The 17368-nt window shown below is 62.0% G+C and carries 13 protein-coding genes; 3 read left to right on the top strand and 10 right to left on the bottom strand.

Features of this window, described 5'->3' with window-relative positions; all coding sequences use genetic code 11:
- Window positions 1–503: 503 nt before the first annotated feature.
- On the top strand, window positions 504–1505 hold the full coding sequence (locus RKE50_RS00975; RefSeq protein ID WP_350033639.1) for an adenosine kinase: 1002 nt from the start codon (window positions 504–506) through the stop codon (window positions 1503–1505).
- Here the strand turns inward: RKE50_RS00975 and RKE50_RS00980 are convergent.
- Window positions 1502–3859, bottom strand: a complete 2358-nt coding sequence (locus tag RKE50_RS00980; RefSeq protein ID WP_350033641.1) for a DNA polymerase II — start codon at window positions 3857–3859, stop codon at window positions 1502–1504. The genes RKE50_RS00975 and RKE50_RS00980 overlap by 4 nt on opposite strands.
- Before the next feature lie 169 nt (window positions 3860–4028).
- On the opposite strand from RKE50_RS00980, the gene RKE50_RS00985 reads away from it, so the two are divergent.
- Window positions 4029–4301 carry a type II toxin-antitoxin system Phd/YefM family antitoxin gene (locus RKE50_RS00985; RefSeq protein ID WP_350033643.1) on the top strand — a complete coding sequence of 91 codons (273 nt, stop codon included), beginning with the start codon at window positions 4029–4031 and terminating at the stop codon, window positions 4299–4301.
- Window positions 4282–4554, top strand: a complete 273-nt coding sequence (locus RKE50_RS00990) for a Txe/YoeB family addiction module toxin (RefSeq protein WP_350033645.1) — start codon at window positions 4282–4284, stop codon at window positions 4552–4554. The genes RKE50_RS00985 and RKE50_RS00990 overlap by 20 nt, the downstream gene beginning before the upstream one ends.
- 38 nt (window positions 4555–4592) lie before the next feature.
- On the opposite strand, the gene RKE50_RS00995 is transcribed toward RKE50_RS00990, so the two are convergent.
- The 9 genes from RKE50_RS00995 to RKE50_RS01035 all read right to left on the bottom strand — a co-directional run bounded on the left by RKE50_RS00995 (window position 4593) and on the right by RKE50_RS01035 (window position 17356).
- Complete coding sequence (locus RKE50_RS00995) at window positions 4593–4937, bottom strand: tRNA-binding protein (RefSeq protein WP_350033647.1); 345 nt, start codon at window positions 4935–4937, stop codon at window positions 4593–4595.
- The gene (locus RKE50_RS01000; RefSeq protein WP_350033649.1) at window positions 4934–5107 is read right to left on the bottom strand and encodes a glycine zipper domain-containing protein; all 174 of its coding nucleotides are present in this window, start codon (window positions 5105–5107) and stop codon (window positions 4934–4936) included. The genes RKE50_RS00995 and RKE50_RS01000 overlap by 4 nt, the downstream gene beginning before the upstream one ends.
- Before the next feature lie 333 nt (window positions 5108–5440).
- Window positions 5441–7633, bottom strand: coding sequence for an FdhF/YdeP family oxidoreductase (locus RKE50_RS01005; protein ID WP_350033651.1), 2193 nt, complete (start codon window positions 7631–7633; stop codon window positions 5441–5443).
- A 70-nt stretch (window positions 7634–7703) separates the two neighbouring features.
- Window positions 7704–8597, bottom strand: a complete 894-nt coding sequence (gene folD / locus RKE50_RS01010) for a bifunctional methylenetetrahydrofolate dehydrogenase/methenyltetrahydrofolate cyclohydrolase FolD (RefSeq protein ID WP_350033653.1) — start codon at window positions 8595–8597, stop codon at window positions 7704–7706.
- Between the two features lie 33 nt (window positions 8598–8630).
- Window positions 8631–9509, bottom strand: coding sequence for a formyltetrahydrofolate deformylase (gene purU, locus RKE50_RS01015; RefSeq protein ID WP_350033655.1), 879 nt, complete (start codon window positions 9507–9509; stop codon window positions 8631–8633).
- A gap of 42 nt (window positions 9510–9551) precedes the next feature.
- Window positions 9552–12005 carry a GcvT family protein gene (locus tag RKE50_RS01020; protein ID WP_350033657.1) on the bottom strand — a complete coding sequence of 818 codons (2454 nt, stop codon included), beginning with the start codon at window positions 12003–12005 and terminating at the stop codon, window positions 9552–9554.
- Between the two features lie 264 nt (window positions 12006–12269).
- Window positions 12270–12920, bottom strand: coding sequence for a helix-turn-helix domain-containing protein (locus RKE50_RS01025; RefSeq protein WP_350033659.1), 651 nt, complete (start codon window positions 12918–12920; stop codon window positions 12270–12272).
- A gap of 105 nt (window positions 12921–13025) precedes the next feature.
- Window positions 13026–15476, bottom strand: a complete 2451-nt coding sequence (locus RKE50_RS01030) for a TonB-dependent receptor (RefSeq protein WP_350033661.1) — start codon at window positions 15474–15476, stop codon at window positions 13026–13028.
- Window positions 15477–15565: 89 nt separating this feature from the next.
- A complete protein-coding gene (locus tag RKE50_RS01035) occupies window positions 15566–17356 on the bottom strand; it encodes a hydantoinase B/oxoprolinase family protein (RefSeq protein WP_350033662.1) in 1791 nt (596 codons plus the stop codon).
- Window positions 17357–17368 lie beyond the last annotated feature (12 nt).

Below are 17368 nucleotides of genomic sequence, written 5' to 3' on the forward strand. Positions count from 1 at the left end.
AAGTTTCCTGCAAGGCTCGAACTTCTCTTGCGCTGTCTGAGCTGATGCCTCTGACGTTGGCACGGAGCAGGCCCGGGCGGTGGGACAGGGGGTGCCGGGACCGCAAAAACGCCATCCATGGCAGCTCGACAGCGGACATCCATGTCCGCTGACGCCCCGGCACCCCCTGTCCCACCGCCCGGGCCTGCTCCGTGCCAACGTCAGAGGCATCAGCTCAGACAGCGCAAGAGAAGTTCGAGCCTTGCAGGAAACTTGAAGGCGGTAGGGGCGGGCGTGGTAGTAGGGGGTTCCGGAACGTGCGAGGCATGGATGCCGAGCCCGAGCTGCCATGGATGGCGCTTTTGCGATTCCGGAACCCCCTACTACCACGACCGACCCGGCTCGGATGGCACACTGGAATCACCGCCCGGGCCGGCACTACTGGCACCCAGGGCCACACTGGTGGCACCGAGACAGACGGATCAGGATAATGGCCAGCTTTGCGGCAGAAGCACGGATCGACGATGAAGAAATACCGGGTCTACGGCATGGGGGCGGCGCTCCTCGATACGGAAATCAAGGTGACCGACGACGAACTCGGGAAGCTCGGCGTGGAGAAAGGGCTCATGACCCTGGTGGACGAGGCGCGGCAGGGTGAGCTGCTCGACGGGCTGCGCGGGCACCTGATCAAGGCCAACCATGCCAGCGGCGGCAGCGCGGGCAACAGCATGATCGCGACGGCCCAGTTCGGCGGGCCGACCTTCATGACCTGCAAGGTTTCCGGTGATGCCGACGGCGACCTGTACCTTGCAGATCTCGAGTCTGCGGGCGTAGACCATCCGCTCAAGGGCCAGCGCTGCGGCGGCACCACCGGCAAGTGCCTCGTCCTGATCACGCCGGATGCCGAGCGCAGCATGAACACCTACCTGGGTGTTTCCGAGACGCTGTCGGTGGACGAGCTGGACCCGGACGCGCTCGCCGCCTCGGAGTACCTGTACATCGAGGGCTACCTCGTGACCTCGCCCAGCGGTCGGGCCGCCGCCATCCGCGCGCGGCAGCTGGCCGAGGCCGCGGGCGTGAAGGTGGCCATCAGCTTTGCGGACCCGGGCATCGTCGCGCACTTCCGCGACGGGCTGGCTGAGATGGTCGGCGACGGCGTGGATCTCGTCTTCGCCAACGGCGACGAGGCGCTCAAGTGGACCGGCGCGGACGACCTCGCCGTGGCCGTGGAGCGCATGAAGGCCACGGCGAAACAGTTCGTGATCACCCGCGGCGGCGACGGCGCGCTCTGCCACGACGGGCAGGATGCACACGAGATCCCCGTGCACAAGGTGCACGCGGTGGACACCAATGGCGCCGGCGACATGTTCGCCGGGGCCTTCCTCTACGCGATCACCCGCGGCGAGGACTTCCCGACCGCCGGCCGCTTTGCCAGCCTGGCCGCCGGCAAGGTGGTGTCGCAGTACGGCCCGCGGCTGGAAGCGCAGGAGTACACGGCGTTGCGCGAGGAGTTCTTCGGCAATTAGAAGAGCGCGTACTGCGCGTCCACCACCTCGGCGAAGGACGTGCCGAGCTGGTGGAGCATGCCGTCGGCCACCGGCGCCAGCTGGCGGTCGATGTAGTGCTGGTAGTCCAGCGGGGCACGCGGGTCGTCAGCGGGTTCGGCGCCGGCGGTGGTGATGACGTAGCGCACGGCGCCGCCCCGGTGCGGCTTGCGCAGGCCCCGCTCGACGGCGAGGCGCGCGGCCTGCACGTGCGGCGGCACGTTGCGCTGGTAGTCGTCCAGGCGCCGGCGCAGGCGCTTGCGGTAAACGAGCTGGTCATCGCGCTCGCCTGCGCGCACGGCGGCCGCCTCGGCCCGCAGCCACTCCTCCCACGGTTGCTCGCGGAAGATGCGGCCGTAGAGTTCCTCCTGCACCTGCCGGGCGAGGCGCGTCCAGTCCGAGCGCACGTTCTCGAGACCCTTGAACACCAGGCGGTCGCCGCCAGCGCCATCCGCCACCAGGCCCGCGTAGCGCTTCTTGCTGCCCTTCTCCGAGCCGCGCACCGTGGGCATGAGGAAGCGCCGGTAGTGCGTCTCGAACTCCAGCTCCAGCCGGGATTCCACGGCGAACTCGGCCGCCAGCGTTTCCCGCCACCAGTCATTGAGCGTACGCTCCAGCTCGCGCCCGGCGGCCTCGGCGGCCTCATCGTCTTCCGCCTCTTGGATCCACACGAACACCGAGTCCGTGTCGCCGTAGATCACCGTATGGCCCGCGACCTCGATGCGGTCCTTCGTGCGGTTGAGAATCTCGTGGCCGCGCAGGGTGATGGAGGCGGCGAGGCGCGGGTCGAAGAAGCGGCAGCCCGGCGAGCCGAGCACGCCGTAGAAGGCGTTCATGATGATCTTGATGGCCTGCGACAGCGGCGCATCGGAGGCCCGCTTGGCCGCGTCGCGCTGGGCCCAGAGCTGCTCGATGAGGTCCGGCAGGATGTGGCCGTCGCGGGCGAAGCGCACACCGCGGAAGCCGGGCACGGCGGCGGACTCCGGCAATTCGGGATCGGCCGCCAGCACCAGGCCGAGCGGGTCGATGTTGAAGGTGCGGATGATGCTCGGGTACAGGCTCTTGAAGTCCAGCACCAGCACATGGCGGTAAAGGCCGGGACGCGAGTCGAGCACGAAGCCCCCGGGCGCATCCGGCGCCGTACTCGCCGCCACCGGCGCCACGAAGCCGCGGCGGTGCAGCCGCGGCAGGTAGAGGAAGTCGAAGGCTGCGACCGAGCCGCCGGAGCGGTCCGCCGCCAGCCCGGTCAGGTTGCTGCGCGCCAGGCAGAACTGGATGAGCCCGGTCTTCTCAAGGATCCAGCTCACCAGCTCGCAGTCGCGCAAGTTGTAGTCCACCAGCCGCTCCCGGCCCTCCCGGAACAGCCGGCCGATCTCCTCGCCCCGCTCGGGCCCGCGCAGGAGCTTGCCCTCGCCGAGCAGTTCCTTCGCCACGTTGTCGAGCGCAAAGCTCTCGAAGCGGTAGAACGCCGCCCGCAGCCACTCCGGCCCGTCGATCACCAGCCGCCCGGTCACCTGCAGCGCGTGGCGCTCGCCATCGTCGTCCAGCGGCCGCCAGTGCGACGGCCGGCCGTCGCGGCCGAGCGTGAGGGACACGCCGAGCCGGTCCGCCAGGCGCTGGAGGAAGCGCAGGTCGAAGTTGATCACGTTCCAGCCGGTGATCACGTCCGGGTCGTAGGCGGCGAGCCAGTCGAGGAAGGCGAGGAGCACCGCGCGGTCCGTCGGGAAGGCCTGTACCACGGCCTGCCCGGTCCCGGGCCCGCGCAGGAACACCCGCCGCTCCTCCACCCCGCCCGGCCCGGTGCCATGCGCGGCGATGGAGTAGAGCTCCAGTCCCTCCATGGCGGTCTCGATGTCGATGGAGGCGATGCGCAGCGCCGGGCGGTAATCCGCCGGGCGCAGCCGGGGAGACTTCATGACCAGGTGGCCGTCCATGCGCTCGACCGCCCCCTCCAGCGTGGCGGCGCCAGTGATGAAACGCTCCATCAGGTAGCGGTCGGCCGGGTTGAGATCGGCTTCCAGCGGCTCAAGCCCCGCGTCAAGGAGCCGGCGCGAGGCCTCCCGGGCCTGGCGGTGCGCAGGAAAGTAGAGCGCGCGCACCGAGCGTCGCGAGAAATCGCGCAGCCCGGGCTCGCTGGAAGTGAATCCTCGCTCACCTGCCAGCAGCCGCTCCGCCTTGGGCCACTGCTCCGCGGGGAGAAAGAAAACGCTCTGCTCTCCGGTGATGTGGGCACAGAGCGATCCATCTGCCGTGGCAAACCAAAGGTCAATCGCGACCCCGCCCGCAACATCTCGCCACTGGCGGGACAACAGGCAACCGGTGAGTTGCCGGGTCACGCCGGGAGCAAGACGTTCCCGCGGGAACGCTTTCTAGTAATAAATAGCAGCGCCTCTAACATCCGCACGTTATATCGCCGACCGCCAGAAAAGACGAATTGTAAGTGTCGCTACGGCGACCCGCTTCAGGCTATTGTCGTGCGGTAATTCCGTACGCTTAGGTACTATCGTGGAATCGGTCAGCGTCAACAAGTTCAGAGACAACCTGAAAAGCCTCATTGAGCAGGTTGTCAGCCGGCACGAGCCGCTCAAGGTCACGCGCCGCGCCGGGGAGGCCTTCGTGGTGATGAGCGCCGAAGACTGGGAGCGCGAGCAGGAAACGCTGCACGTACTGCAAAGCAAGGCGCTCATGCAGCAGATCGGCGAGTCACTGCAGACGCATACCCGCGGTGAGGGCTACCGGCCAACCGACGAGCAGCTGAATGAGATCACTGGTCTTTGAGGGGAACACCCGGGAGGCCTACGAGACCCTGCGCGAGAAGGACAAGCGGCTGCACAAGGCGCTCTGCAAGCTACTGAGGGAAATGCTTCGGTCAGAAGACCCGTCCCCAGGCCTCGGCAAACCCGAACCGCTCAAATACAACCTCACCGGCCTGTGGTCGCGGCGCCTGTTGCAGCGGGACCGGCTGATCTACCGCTTCGACGAGAAGGCCATCTACGTCTTCGCCATCGGTGGCCACTACGGTCAACGCTGACTTCCGCCCCCTCGCCCACAGCAGCGACCTGACCTCCATTACGCCAACCGGGCGCCGTTCGGAACGTCCGATTCCGGGCTGACCAGCACTACGGCACCATCCTCGCGGTGCACACCGGTCACCAGGCACTCGGAGATAAAAGGGCCGATCTGCTTGGGCGGGAAGTTGACGACAGCCAGCACCTGCTTGCCGAGCAGGGCTTCCTTTACGTAGAGGTTCGTGATCCGGGCGCTGGAGCGCTTGATGCCGATCTCATCGCCGAAGTCGACGCGCAGCTTCCAGGCCGGCTTCCGGGCTTCCGGGAAGTCCTGCACTTCGACGATAGTCCCGACCCGCAGTTCGACCTTTTCAAAATCGGCCCAGCTGAGCGGCGTTGTCGTCATTTCTTCCTCCGCATCCCGCTGCCCAGGGCAAGACCCACTGCAATACCGATAGCCAGACCCGCCCCCGTGTTGTCCATCGCCGCGCCCAGGGCAAGGCCGAGGCCGATGCCGATCGCGAGCCCGGCACCGACCGCGCCGGAATCGCGCTTCTCATTCGGCTCTGATGCCATATCGCCCCCCGTTAACGCCAGTACATGCTGAAGCTTTATCCTACCACTGGATCAGGCTACGACCCCAAAGGCGACCGACCGTGCACTGGAAGCACCCACGACCAAACCCTCCAACCTAGGCGATCCCCCTGCCGGCTACCCGCCTGGGGAACATCAGGCGTTACAGCCGGCAGTATGGCCAGCTGGCTACGAGCGAGGCGCCTGGTGACCTGACCCAAGCGGTGCATTACCCACGAGCGAACTGTGGTTGCCGGCCGCCGCGCAGGTCATCGGAAAGCGTCTATAGCCGCACGCGGGAGGTCGGCGACGACGGTGAGTAGGTCAACTCACCTGTCATCGGCGCGTACGCTCCGCGGCCTTTTCGATACGCACGGGAATGGATTTGAAGGCCGGTGTCTGGCTGCGCGGGTCTCGCTCCCGGGCGGACAGGCAATTGGCTTCCGGGTAATAGGCAAGCACATTTCCGGGAGGTAGATCGAATGGTCGCACAATCGCTCGGCGCATAACGCCGTCGCGGGAATACACGTCCACCAGACTTCCGGATTCCAGCCCCATGGCCTGCATGTCTTCGGGGCAGAGGAGCACGGCCCTTCGTTCCGCACCGTACCGATAGCTGTCCGTTTCTTCGTAAATGATGCTGTTGAACTGCCCCTCGCTGCGCACCGACGCCAGCAATAAGGGATACGTCTCCGGCACCGTACACGGTGGCAACGAACGAACACGGAAACGCGCCCTGCCGTCGCTGGTCCGAAAAACAGGGCGGTGCAGCGTGCGACCGCTAACATGAAACTCCCGCCGTGCTACGGCAATGTCCGCCAGTTCCTCCATGCCGGGAACGGTCCGCGAGATGGTCTGGCGGATGCGCTCATGGTCGCCATAGGCCGCAAAATCCGCAGGGTGATCGGGCAGTAGACGGCTGCCGAGATCGGCAAGGATCGCCACCTCGGAACGAACGTTGGGCAGGCGGCGGATCCCGCCATCGCTCAGGCGCACATAGTTGAACATGGATTCCTGGGTGGTGGGCTGAGGCTCTTCGTCGCGAGCCGTGACCGGGAGCACGAGCACTTCACCGTCGTCAACACCATGGAGATGGCCCTGGTTGAGGGTTGTGGTCAGGAACAGCTTGAAGGGGATTCGGTTAAGGGCGGTTGATGCCCAGGCGCTATCGGGTGTTGCCGCGTAGAGGTTACCTCCCATAACAACAGCGGCGTCTATGGCACCGGCGTGAGCCGCCTCCAGCCCCGCCATGGTGTCCAGCCCGCGCCCCACCGGGAGCTTGACGCCGAGCTCGGACTCCAGACGCTCGAGGACGTCCGTCGCTAGCACAGGCTTTACGCCAATGGTGCCGATACCCTGCACGTTGCTGTGCCCGCGCAGCGGCAACAGCCCCGCATGGCGCCTGCCAACCATCCCGCGCAGCAGCGCGAGATTGGCGATATACTCGACGTTGTCACAGCCGTGACGGTGATGCGTCATACCCATGCCCCAGGCGAATACCGCCGCATTGGCCGACGCGTAGCAATCCGCTACCACTTCGATAGCCTTCCGCTCCAGACCGCAGCATGCGAGCAGCGCCGCCCAGGACGTCTCCTCGAGATCGGCACGAAAAGCCGGCCAGTCACGACAGTGACGCTCGATGAACGGCCTGTCGATGGCATCACGCTCCAGCAATGCCTTCGCGATGCCCTTGAACACGGCGATATCGCTGCCGATACGCGGTTGCAGGTAGTGCGAAGCGATATCGCTCCCCCCGGCAATCATGGACCGGGCGCTCTTGGGCACCGCAAAGCGGACAAGGCCCGGCTCCCGGGCGGGGTTGATCACAATGACCATGCCGCCGCGCTGCCGGCAGGCGAGCAACTGGTGAATGAAGCGGGGATGGTTGGACGCCGGATTGGCGCCGATCAGAAACACCAGATCACAGCCGGACAGGTCCGTCAGCTCCACCGTCGCAGTACCTGTGCCCACGGTTGAATCGAGACCGACACTGGTTGCCTGGTGGCAATAGTAAGAGCAGTTGTTGACGTTATTGGTGCCCCAGCAACGCGCGAGAAGCTGCAGCAGGAAACCGGCTTCGTTAGAGGAGCGCCCGGAAGCATAGAAGAATGCCCGCCCCGGGTCGACGGCGGCAAGCCGGTCGGCCGCGCGTGCCATCGCCTCATCCCAGCAGACTTCACGGTAATGCTGCGCCCCGGCGTCCTTGTACAAAGGGTTGCCGAGACGCCCGGCGTGCTCGAGCTCATGGGGAGTCAGCTCCCGAAGCTCAGCGAGGCTGTGCCCGAATACCTCCGGAGGAATGGCAGGCTGGATGTCCGTCGACTGCGCCTGGACGCTCTTGTTGCAGACCGACGGGAACTCATCGAGCTCATTGGTCATGCCGCCGCGCTGGCCACCCATGCCCAGGCCGCAGGCCTTGCAGGTGTTGTTCGCGGTAAGTGCCTTTGCGGACCTACCCACGCCGATGCGCCTTACGGTGTTCAGCGTGTAGAGGACCTTCTTTACGCCACCACCTGCCAGTTCGCTCATAATTTTCTAACGTATTGCCATCTCGGGCCCGCCTCTAGCTTTCCGCACGCGGACGCCGCGCTGCCCACGCCTATTGACCCGTGGAAACTCCGTAAGAGCCCTGGGGCCGGGCAGCCTGTGCAGCGATTAGCGTATTTTCAAGCAAGCAGGCGATCGTCATCGGCCCGACCCCTCCCGGAACCGGGGTGATCGCACCCGCGACAGCAGCGGCCTCGTCAAAGTCTACATCGCCGACAAGTACAGCTTTGTCGCCCCGGGATATCCTGTTGATGCCCACGTCGATGACAATCGCGCCGGGCTTTATCCAGTCACCTTTAACAAGGCCGGGAACCCCCACCGCCGCGACAACGATGTCTGCCTGGCGGACAAGCTCCGGCAGATTGCGGGTCCGCGAATGCGCAAGCGTTACCGTGCAGCTTTCCCGCAACAGCAGCATAGCAACAGGCTTGCCGACGATGTTGGAGCGGCCGATAACGACGGCATGACAGCCCGCGATAGGCTCACTCGCAGCCTCGGTGATCAGGCGCATACATCCCCGCGGGGTGCATGGCACCAGCCCACGGCTATCACCGATCATGAGGCGGCCCGCATTGACTTCATGGAAACCATCAACGTCTTTCGCCGGGTCAATGAGGTCGAGCACACGGGTCTCGTCGATGTGTTCCGGTAGCGGAAGCTGGACAAGAATGCCGCTCACATCAGGGTCCGCATTCAAAGCCGCTATCTCGGTGAGAAGGTCCTGCTCACTGATCGATTCGCGGAAGCGTTTCACTTCACTGCGAAAGCCGACCTGCTCAGCACGCTTTTGCTTGTTCCGCACGTAGACTTGGCTGGCTGGATCCTCTCCCACGAGGATAACGGAAAGTCGCGGCGCCGTTTCCGGCGAGTACCCACAGTCCTGCAGACGCCGCGTGAGGTCGCTGCAGAGCGAATCAGCTATCAATTTGCCATCAATCAAGTTCATGTAGAAGTTCCCTGCCCTGGATCCGGGGGTGGACTACCGGTCAAAGACAACCGTGCGATTATTGCTCGCTAACATTACACGACCCTCCGCGTGCCACTTTGCTGCGCGCGCCAGGACCTGCGCCTCGACATTCTTGCCGACGGTGACGAGTTCTGTCGCAGCTGCAGCATGCGACACGCGGACGACATCCTGCTCAATGATCGGGCCCTCATCCAGGTCAGCCGTCACGTAGTGGGCCGTAGCGCCGATCAGTTTCACACCCTTGTCATAGGCCTGGTGGTACGGCTTGGCGCCCTTGAACCCCGGCAGAAAGGAGTGGTGGATATTGATCGCCCGGCCCTCGAGCTTTTCACAAAGCGAGTCGGAAAGGATCTGCATATACCTCGCAAGAAGCAGGAGCTCAGCATCGCGGTCCTCCATCACCTTGAGGATTCCGACTTCCTGCTCCGCCTTGGTTTCGGGGGTTACCGGAAGGTGGTGATAGGGCACCTCATACCATTCCGCGAGACCTTCCATGTCACGGTGATTGGACACTATCGCGACGATAGCCAGTGGCAGCTCACCGCTTTTCCAGGCGTTGAGCAGCGCGTTGAGACAGTGTCCCCACTTCGAAACGGCGATCACTGTACGCGGCCAATCGCTCTCCTTACGCAGCGACCAGTCCATGGAAAACTCCTCCGCCACGGTGGCAAAGGCGGCTTGCAGCGTTTCCAGCGTGTCCTTGCTCGCTGCCGGTGGGCACAGCACACTGCGCAGGAAGAACTGATTACCGCTCGGCTCGGTATGTTGCGCGGACTCTACGATGCTCCAGCCGCGTTCTGCGAAGAAGGTCGTCACCGCAGCAACAACGCCCGGGCGATCATCACAGCTAAGCCGGAGGATAAGCCGGTCCGGGGTCTGGTTCTTATTCATGACGTATCCGTAGTTCCTTCATTGACGTGAGAAGCGTTTGGGCTACCCCTTCATTCTGCTGCCGCTGGGGTCATACATCGGTCTCAGCGACGCAAGTGCCGGACAGCGCTCCCCCGCCACCAGAATTTCGAATTTCGAGCTTTCAAGCAGCTGCTTGTCGACACCATCGCCGCAACGAACATAACCGAGGCCCACGCTCGCACCCAGGCTGTGACCGTACATCGCTGAAGTCAGGTACCCCACCTCCTGCCCATCCATGAGTATGGGCTCGTTGTGATAGAGCATCGGCTCCGGGTCCTCCAACCGGAACTGCACGAGTCTTCGAAGAGGCTTCTCCACCTTGTTGATTCTGGCCCTGAGCGCGTCCGCGCCGATAAACCCGCCTGCCTTGTCGAGCTTGGAGGCAAACAGCAGCCCAGCCTCCCTCGGGTCATCATCGGAGCCTATGTCATGGGCCCACTCCCGGAAGGCTTTCTCAATGCGCAGGGAATTCAGCGCGTGGTACCCGCACAGCTTGAGCCCGCAAGGCGCGCCGGCTTCTCGCAGGGTATCGAATACCTGCGGCAGGAATTCTGTCGGCACGTAGAGCTCCCAACCCAGCTCGCCGACGTAGGAGATACGGAGCGCCTCCACCCTGGAGTAACCAATGTCGGCGGATCTCATCGTGCCGAAGGGATGACCAGCCGCCGAGAAGGACTGCCCGGAGACATCCTCCAGCAATGCGCGTGACCCCGGCCCCTGGACGCTGAGCACGCCCCAGGAAGCCGTGACATCGGTGACCGTAACGAACTGGTCTTTGCCGATATGCTGCCGCAGCCAGTGAAAGACGTGTGAATGCGTGAACGCTGCAGTGACCACAAGAAACTCGTTCTCGGCCATGCGCGTGATGGTCAGGTCAGCCTCGATGGTGCCGCGGGGGTTGAGCCATTGCGTGTAAACAGCGCCTCCGACCGGCACGTCCACCTCATTCGTACTGATCCAGTTCAGGTAGGCGCATGCATCTCTTCCCTGCACCAGAAACTTGCTGAAAGCGCTCAGCTCAAACATTCCCACCCCGTTACGCACAGCGAGGTGCTCGTCGCGGGAATATTCAAACCAGTTCTGCCTGCCAAAGCTGTATTCGTATTCCGGTTTAACGCCCTCGGGCGCATACCAGTTCGGACGCTCCCAGCCAGCCGCCTCGCCCATACAGGCGTTCGCGGCAAGCAGACGGTCATGCAATACAAGACGCTTTACGCCTCGTGCAGAGTTCCATTGCCGGAATGGCCAATGATTCTGGTAGCCGATGCCAAGCGATTCAACGATCCGGTCTTCGAGGTATTTGCGGTTGCTCTGAAAAGGCATGAACCGCCGTAAATCACTGTCAAAAAAGTCGCGGGGGCTGTGGCCGTCAACGATCCAGTCCGCGAGAGCCTTGCCGGCACCACCGGCAGAGAGGATCCCGAGGGAATTGAAGCCGGCTGCGACAAAGTATCCGGGAACGTTGGGAGATTCGCCCATAATGTAGTTGTGATCGGGGGTGAAACTTTCAGGTCCGCAGAAAAAGAGCTGGATGCCCGCATCATAGGATGCGGGAATACGGCCCATGGCGCGTTCCAGGTAGGGCATGAGCCGTTCCCAGTCAGGCGGCAGCTCATCAAAGCAGAATTCTTCAGGAATTTTGGGGACCTTCCACGGTGCTGCCGTGTCTTCAAACAGACCGATCATCAACTTGCCGGTTTCTTCACGGTAGTAGGCCTGGTTTCCCGGATCGCGGAGGATCGGCAAGTCGGCACGGACGCCCTCAAGGCTGTCGGTGACGAGGTAGTAGTGTTCTGCTGCCTGGAGAGGAACAGAAACGCCAGACCGCTCACCGAACTCCCTGGCCCACATGCCGGTGCAGTTCACCACGACGTCGGTGCGTATCGTGTGCTCGCCGGTCTTCACACCGACCACCCGGCCATCCTCAATGAGGATTTCATCGACCACGGTACCTTCAAAGAGCTTCGCGCCACCCGCGCGCGCACCTTTGGCCAGGGCTTGTGTCGTGTCTGTCGGGTTCGCACGACCGTCGTGGGGAAAATGAAAGCCGGCGATAATGTCATCCACGTTGGCCAGCGGCCAGAATTCCTTTACGTCCGCGGGCGCAAGCTCCCTGGACTCAACACCGAAAGAGCGGGCGACATCACATCCCCGCCGCATCTCTTCTACCCATTCGGGGCTGCTGGCGATCTGAATAGATCCGATCTCGCTGAAACCTGTGGCCTGACCGGTCTCTTCCTCCAGGCGGGCATAGAGGTCGCGCGTGTACTTGGCGAGCCAGGTCTGATTCTCCGTCGACCGCAGCGTCGTGATAAGACCAGCCGCGTGCCAGGTGGTCCCGCAGGTAAGCTGCTTCCGCTCAAGAAGCACCACGTCGGCGACGCCGCGCTTGGTCAAATGGTAGGCAACACTGCAACCGATGATTCCACCACCGACAATCACCACGGAAGCCGTGGCTGGAAGCTCCTTGGGCATGTTTTCCTCGTATGAAGCGGCGCATTCAATTTTCTTTCAGGTGAAATTTATCGCATCATTTTCACTTTTGCGCAACAGCTGGGCGCCAATAGTGAAAATTTTATTGTGGACTTACGTCGCTCTGGTCAGGACGAGCGCTGCACGCCGCCCCTGAATGCTTTGTGCGCCCGGTGCTGCAAACAGAAAAAGCCGCCAGGCGGCGGTGGCACCGGCCCCGCGAAGCATGGCACCGCAACACTAATTCGGTGTGGTGGCGCGCCGGAACTAGTACGAAGGGGGTGTAATGCACCAGACGACGGTGGTGCGCGTCGGACCCGGATTGCGGTAGCTGTGCTTCAGCGTGCTGGGAAAGGAAAAACTGTCGCCCTCGCGGAGGGACTGCACCTCGCCGTCTATGGAGATTTCGAACTCTCCCTCAATGACGATGCCGCACTCTTCTCCTTCATGCTGGTAGGGTAAATCACCGGAGCCCGCGCCGGGCTCAAAGGTACACCACAAAACCTCCAGCTGACTGATGGAACGGGTGTTCAAAAGAAAGTCCGTTACGCCCGTGCGGAAGTTCAGCTCCAGGCGATTCCCGGACCTGACAACAAAGCGGCTGGAGTCTTTCGCATGGCCATCACCCTGATGAAAAAACCAGGCCACATTGACGTCGAGTGCATGGCTTATCTCGAAGAGAACCTTGATCGTGGGCGAGGAGATATCCCGCTCGATCTGGCTTAGATAACCGATAGAGATGCCCGTTGCTTCAGACATCTCTGCGAGGGTCATCTTTTTCGCTTTGCGCAGCCGACGGATCTCTTGACCTACAAGATCCCCTTCCGAGTGACCGGGCGCACGGGCACCCTCCGGCATGGTCGCCAAATCTTTCACCGCAACAACTATCTCATCCCCGGGGCGTTGCGATGATGTCATAGGCTCAGCGTTCCATCAATAAACCGCGCACCAGCCTCGATAGCAGGGGGCAAAGGCAACCACCGCTTCTTAGCCCCACGCTGAGCGCGGGGCGAAGCGTACTTGTCAGAAGTCCTTGCGCAGAGACACGCCCCACCACTCCGGCCGCCCCTGCGCCTGCAGGTTGCAGCCACACACCTGGGACAGGTCAAAGCCAATGACGTCATAAACCTCGTCGGTAATGTTGCGCCCGAATACATCGATCCGCAGATCGCCCTCCGCGTTCAACCAGCTCAGCCTGGCATTCCACACCGTCCAGGAATCGAGCGTAGTGGCATCGTAGTTGGTGAGGTTATGCCAAACTTCATCCTGGTAGCTCACGTCTACCTGCAGCGAAAGCTCCCCGTCGGCAACCCGCATCGGGAAGTAGTACTTGGCCATGGCAGAGGCAGTCCATTCGGGTGCGAAGGTTGTCTCGACATCCTCCGTACGATTATCAAAGGGCACATCCTCTACTTCATTGTCCTGGTAGCCTGCGGCGATCATTACATCAAAGTTCGACGTGACGGATGCGGTCAAATCGAACTCCGCCCCCATGATGGTTGCATCGGCATTGACGATCTGATTGGCAATACCGGTCCAGCGGGACGCCTGGTAATCCTCGTAGTCGTAGTAAAAGGCCGCCGCATTGAACCGGACCTTTCCGCCCAGCCAGGTCGACTTCATACCAAGCTCGTAGCTGATGAGCGTTTCCTCATCGTAAGGAATCTCTTCGTCAAGCAGCGTTGCCGCCCCCGCATTGAAGCTGCTCGCCTTTACACCCTGGCTGATGCCACCGTAAACCAGCAGATCGTCCGTAGGACGGTACTCAAGCTGCATCTTCCAGGTCCAGAGGTCTTCATCAATCGAGTCCTGGTAGAGATCCCGCGAGAATCCGGGGAAAGGTATCGCCGGCTCATAGTCCCAGGCCAACGGGTCGCCGTCGTCATTCGGAAACACGAAGAGCACTTCAAAATCGTAGTCCTTCTCTTCCTTTGTGCCGCGCAGGCCCGCGATGACAGACCACTGCGGTGAGAGCTCATATTCCACCTGCCCGAACAGTGAATAGGATCGCGTTTCCATCGCTGCAACACGCGGCTGATCCCAGGAGGGTATGTGGAAAGCACTGTCCGGAAGGGCTCCAATACCGTGGACACTCTCATTGTCGATACCGAGGAAGTAGGCGCCTGCCACCCACGTCAGCGGTCCGTTCACGCCATCCAGCCTGAGTTCCTGAGTGAAGGATTCGGTCTCGGCCTCACCAATCCAGAAAAACTGGTTAACGGGAGCCGCCTCAAGATCGAGCCCGAACTTTTTGTCGAAGTCCTTGTAGTCGGTTATCGACGTCAGGGTAAAGGCGTCAAAATCGTAGGTGAAATTGACCGTCAGGCCGTAGGTCTCATAAGTATTGAAATCGTCGAAAGCATAATCACTCGACGTGGTGAAGTCGCTTCCATCAGGGTCCAGATAACCGAAGAAGTCGCGACCGGGTACCGGACGCGTGACATCTTCGGGGTCGTTGTCAAAGGTGCCGTTAGCACACCCTACTCCAAGCACGAGCGCTTCGCAGGTCTCGTCAGGCCCCGGGTAGACCGTGTTGACCTGGTCGCCGGCCGCATTGAATACCGACATCGACGGCACCTGCTGGTAGGGGCCGATTGAGCCTTCCGTTTCCGCTCCGACCGCAGTCAGCAGCAGGGTGCCGCGGTCTGTCACGTCGAATTCCAGGTGGCCGCGGAGCGCCCAGGAGGTCTGCCCGGCGAGGTCATCCCCGGCGCCGGGCAGCGTCACGCTGTTCAGCGCGTCCTGGAATTCAGGCGGAACAAAGGTCTCGTTGGGATAAACGTTGTCCAGGAAACCGTCGAAGGAGTGATACAGACCCGAGAGCCGCCCCCGCACACCGTCGCCAAGAGCGCCACTGACCGCACCTTCGATCCGGGTTTCATCGTAAGAACCGTAAGAAAGATCAAGGAATGCCTCAAACTCTTCTGTCGGCCGCTTGCTCAGGAAGTGGACCAGGCCACCGGTCGCATTCCGCCCGAAGAGAGTTCCCTGCGGCCCCTTCAGAACTTCGACGCGATCGACATCGAACATCGAAAAGGTCTGGCCTTGCTGCATGGCCACGTACCCTTCGTCAATGTACACCGCGATCACCGATTCTACGTGATCATTGAAATCATTCTGAGTCACGCCGCGGATGGTGAACTGTGACATCTGGCCAGCGTAGCTGCCGGACACCGCAACATTAGGTGTCATCTTCGCGATATCAATACTGTCATTGAAGCCGAAATCCTTCAGCTGATCCCCGGAGAACGCGGAAATGGCAATGCCCACATCCTGAATTGACTGTGAGCGCTTTTGTGCGGTCACGGTCACCTCCTCCAGCATCCCCGAAGACCGAGTGGCCTGCCCCTCCTGGGCAGCGGCCACCTGCGGCAGGGTCACCGACATCGCTACAGCGGTGACCAGCAGTCGAGGATTGAAAGCTGGCACCGCGGAAGGGCCCGGCAATAGGTGGTGCTGCTCTTTATTCGTCATGTCGATTACCCCTCTTTTTAGGCAGAGTCCCCCTGCGGCGGGGTAGAAAACCCCGCCGTAGGTCGGGTTAGCGTTGTGTTACGTTAGGGTCAGCTCGTGCTCGCGGCAGCCCTGAGTTCCGCGGTTCGCGCCTCATCGATCAGCATGGTCTTCGGATCGATATGTACGCCGTAGACCTCGCGTGCTTTGTCGATGGAGATGTACTCGTCCAGTACATCCTCAAGAACCGCCTTTTCCGGACGCTGCCGCGGGTCACCCCAGCCGCCGCCACCGGTGCTCTCGAACATGAACATCTCAGCGGGACCGAATTTGTGGGAGGCCAACAGCGGGTTCTTCCAACTGCTTTCGTCGAGAGATTTGCCGCCGATGACCTCTGAACGCCCATCGGGGAAAAGGTGGTAGGCACGCTGAACCGCGGAGCGTCCACCACCGGCAACGCCGGGGCTGCCCTCCCGCGTCCGGGCGGTTTCCATGCCCAACTCACCACCATTCAGGAAGCGCACCTTGAAGATAGCGCCGAGGCCGCCCCGGTGCTTGCCCGCACCCGCCGAGTCCTTGCGCAGCTCGAAGGCCTCGTAGGCGATAGGGAAGAAGAGCTCGGCACTCTCGGCAGGCATGTTCATGCAGTTGCCCAATGGATCCATCGTCACGCTCATGCCGTCCGCGTAGGGCGTTCCACCCCAGCCGCCAGCAGGCAGATCAGAAAATACATCGATATCGCCTTCTGGAGTCGTGCAACTGGACACAAACCAGTTCGCTTCAGAGCAGGTCGAGCCGGTCACACGCTCGGGGACGGCCTGAGCCAGGGCCTGCCAAACGGCGCTGGTTATCTTCGCAGCGGTGAGGGTGGTACAACCGATGGTCGGCGCAGGCCACTTGCAGTTCAGCCAGCAGCCTTCAGGCAGCTTCACCGTGATGGGGTTAAACATGCCCTGGTTCTGCGGCGCATCGGGCGCGAGGAAGAACTGCAGCGAGTAAAGCGCGGAGGAAATTGTGTTGGCCGCCGGGCTGTTAATAGCGCCCGCGCATTGCGGATCGGTACCTTCAAAATCAAGCTCAATGTCGCTATCGCTCACGGTGAGCTTCACTTTGATTTTGACGGGATCATCGGTGACCCCATCGGTGTCCGCGAAGTCCTCTGCCTCATAGACACCATCCGGGATAGTCCTGATCGCCTCACGAATCATGCGCTCGGTGTAGGCCTGAATGTGTTTCATCGCCAGTCTCACCGTGTCCGCCCCGTAGCGCTCACAGGCGCGCTGAATCTCCTGCTCTGCGGCTTTCAGGCAGCCCAGGTGCGCCTGCAGGTCACCCTTTACGAAATGGGGCGTCCGGGTATTGTTAAGCATGATGCTAAGTACATCCTCGTTGACCTTTCCTTCGCTGTACATCTTCAGGGGAGGCAACCGCAACCCTTCCCCGGCGATGTGAGTACCGAAAGACTGCCCGCCTGCACCGCCACCGCCAAGGTCCATCCAGTGGCCGCGGCTCACGGCGTAGCCCATCAACGTATCGCCGAAGAAGATCGGCATGATGAACGAGATATCGTTAATGTGCGTGCCCCCGCGGTAGGGGTCATTCACAATCAGAACGTCGCCCTTGTTGACGTTGGTTGCGCCAAAGGTGTTAATCGCTTCCTCGGCACTGAACTTCATCGCGGCCAGGTGTATCGGGCAGTTGGCAGCCTGCGACAGCAGGTTGATATCAGCGTCATAAATGGCGTTGGAGAAATCCATCATGTCGGAGAGAATCGGCGAAAACGACGAGCGCTGCAGCACCGTCGACATACGGTCACTTGCATACTCGAAGATGCTGCGAAGTACTTCAAAGGTGATCGGGTCAAGCCCGGAGTCCATATCAAACAGTGCTGGATGATTCATCTGCTGCCTCCT

The sequence above is a fragment of the Pseudohaliea sp. genome, from assembly GCF_040217025.1.
GTDB lineage: Bacteria > Pseudomonadota > Gammaproteobacteria > Pseudomonadales > Halieaceae > Pseudohaliea.

What these genes read in the sequence shown, in the direction of transcription:
- RKE50_RS01030 (WP_350033661.1), bottom strand. Translation starts at nt 15,476, where the DNA reads ATGACGAATAAAGAGCAGCACCACCTATTGCCGGGCCCTTCCGCGGTG.
- RKE50_RS00995 (WP_350033647.1), bottom strand. Translation starts at nt 4,937, where the DNA reads ATGACGACAACGCCGCTCAGCTGGGCCGATTTTGAAAAGGTCGAACTG.
- RKE50_RS01025 (WP_350033659.1), bottom strand. Translation starts at nt 12,920, where the DNA reads ATGACATCATCGCAACGCCCCGGGGATGAGATAGTTGTTGCGGTGAAA.
- RKE50_RS00975 (WP_350033639.1), top strand. Translation starts at nt 504, where the DNA reads ATGAAGAAATACCGGGTCTACGGCATGGGGGCGGCGCTCCTCGATACG.
- folD (WP_350033653.1), bottom strand. Translation starts at nt 8,597, where the DNA reads ATGAACTTGATTGATGGCAAATTGATAGCTGATTCGCTCTGCAGCGAC.
- RKE50_RS01005 (WP_350033651.1), bottom strand. Translation starts at nt 7,633, where the DNA reads ATGAGCGAACTGGCAGGTGGTGGCGTAAAGAAGGTCCTCTACACGCTG.
- RKE50_RS01000 (WP_350033649.1), bottom strand. Translation starts at nt 5,107, where the DNA reads ATGGCATCAGAGCCGAATGAGAAGCGCGATTCCGGCGCGGTCGGTGCC.
- RKE50_RS00990 (WP_350033645.1), top strand. Translation starts at nt 4,282, where the DNA reads ATGAGATCACTGGTCTTTGAGGGGAACACCCGGGAGGCCTACGAGACC.
- purU (WP_350033655.1), bottom strand. Translation starts at nt 9,509, where the DNA reads ATGAATAAGAACCAGACCCCGGACCGGCTTATCCTCCGGCTTAGCTGT.
- RKE50_RS01035 (WP_350033662.1), bottom strand. Translation starts at nt 17,356, where the DNA reads ATGAATCATCCAGCACTGTTTGATATGGACTCCGGGCTTGACCCGATC.
- RKE50_RS01020 (WP_350033657.1), bottom strand. Translation starts at nt 12,005, where the DNA reads ATGCCCAAGGAGCTTCCAGCCACGGCTTCCGTGGTGATTGTCGGTGGT.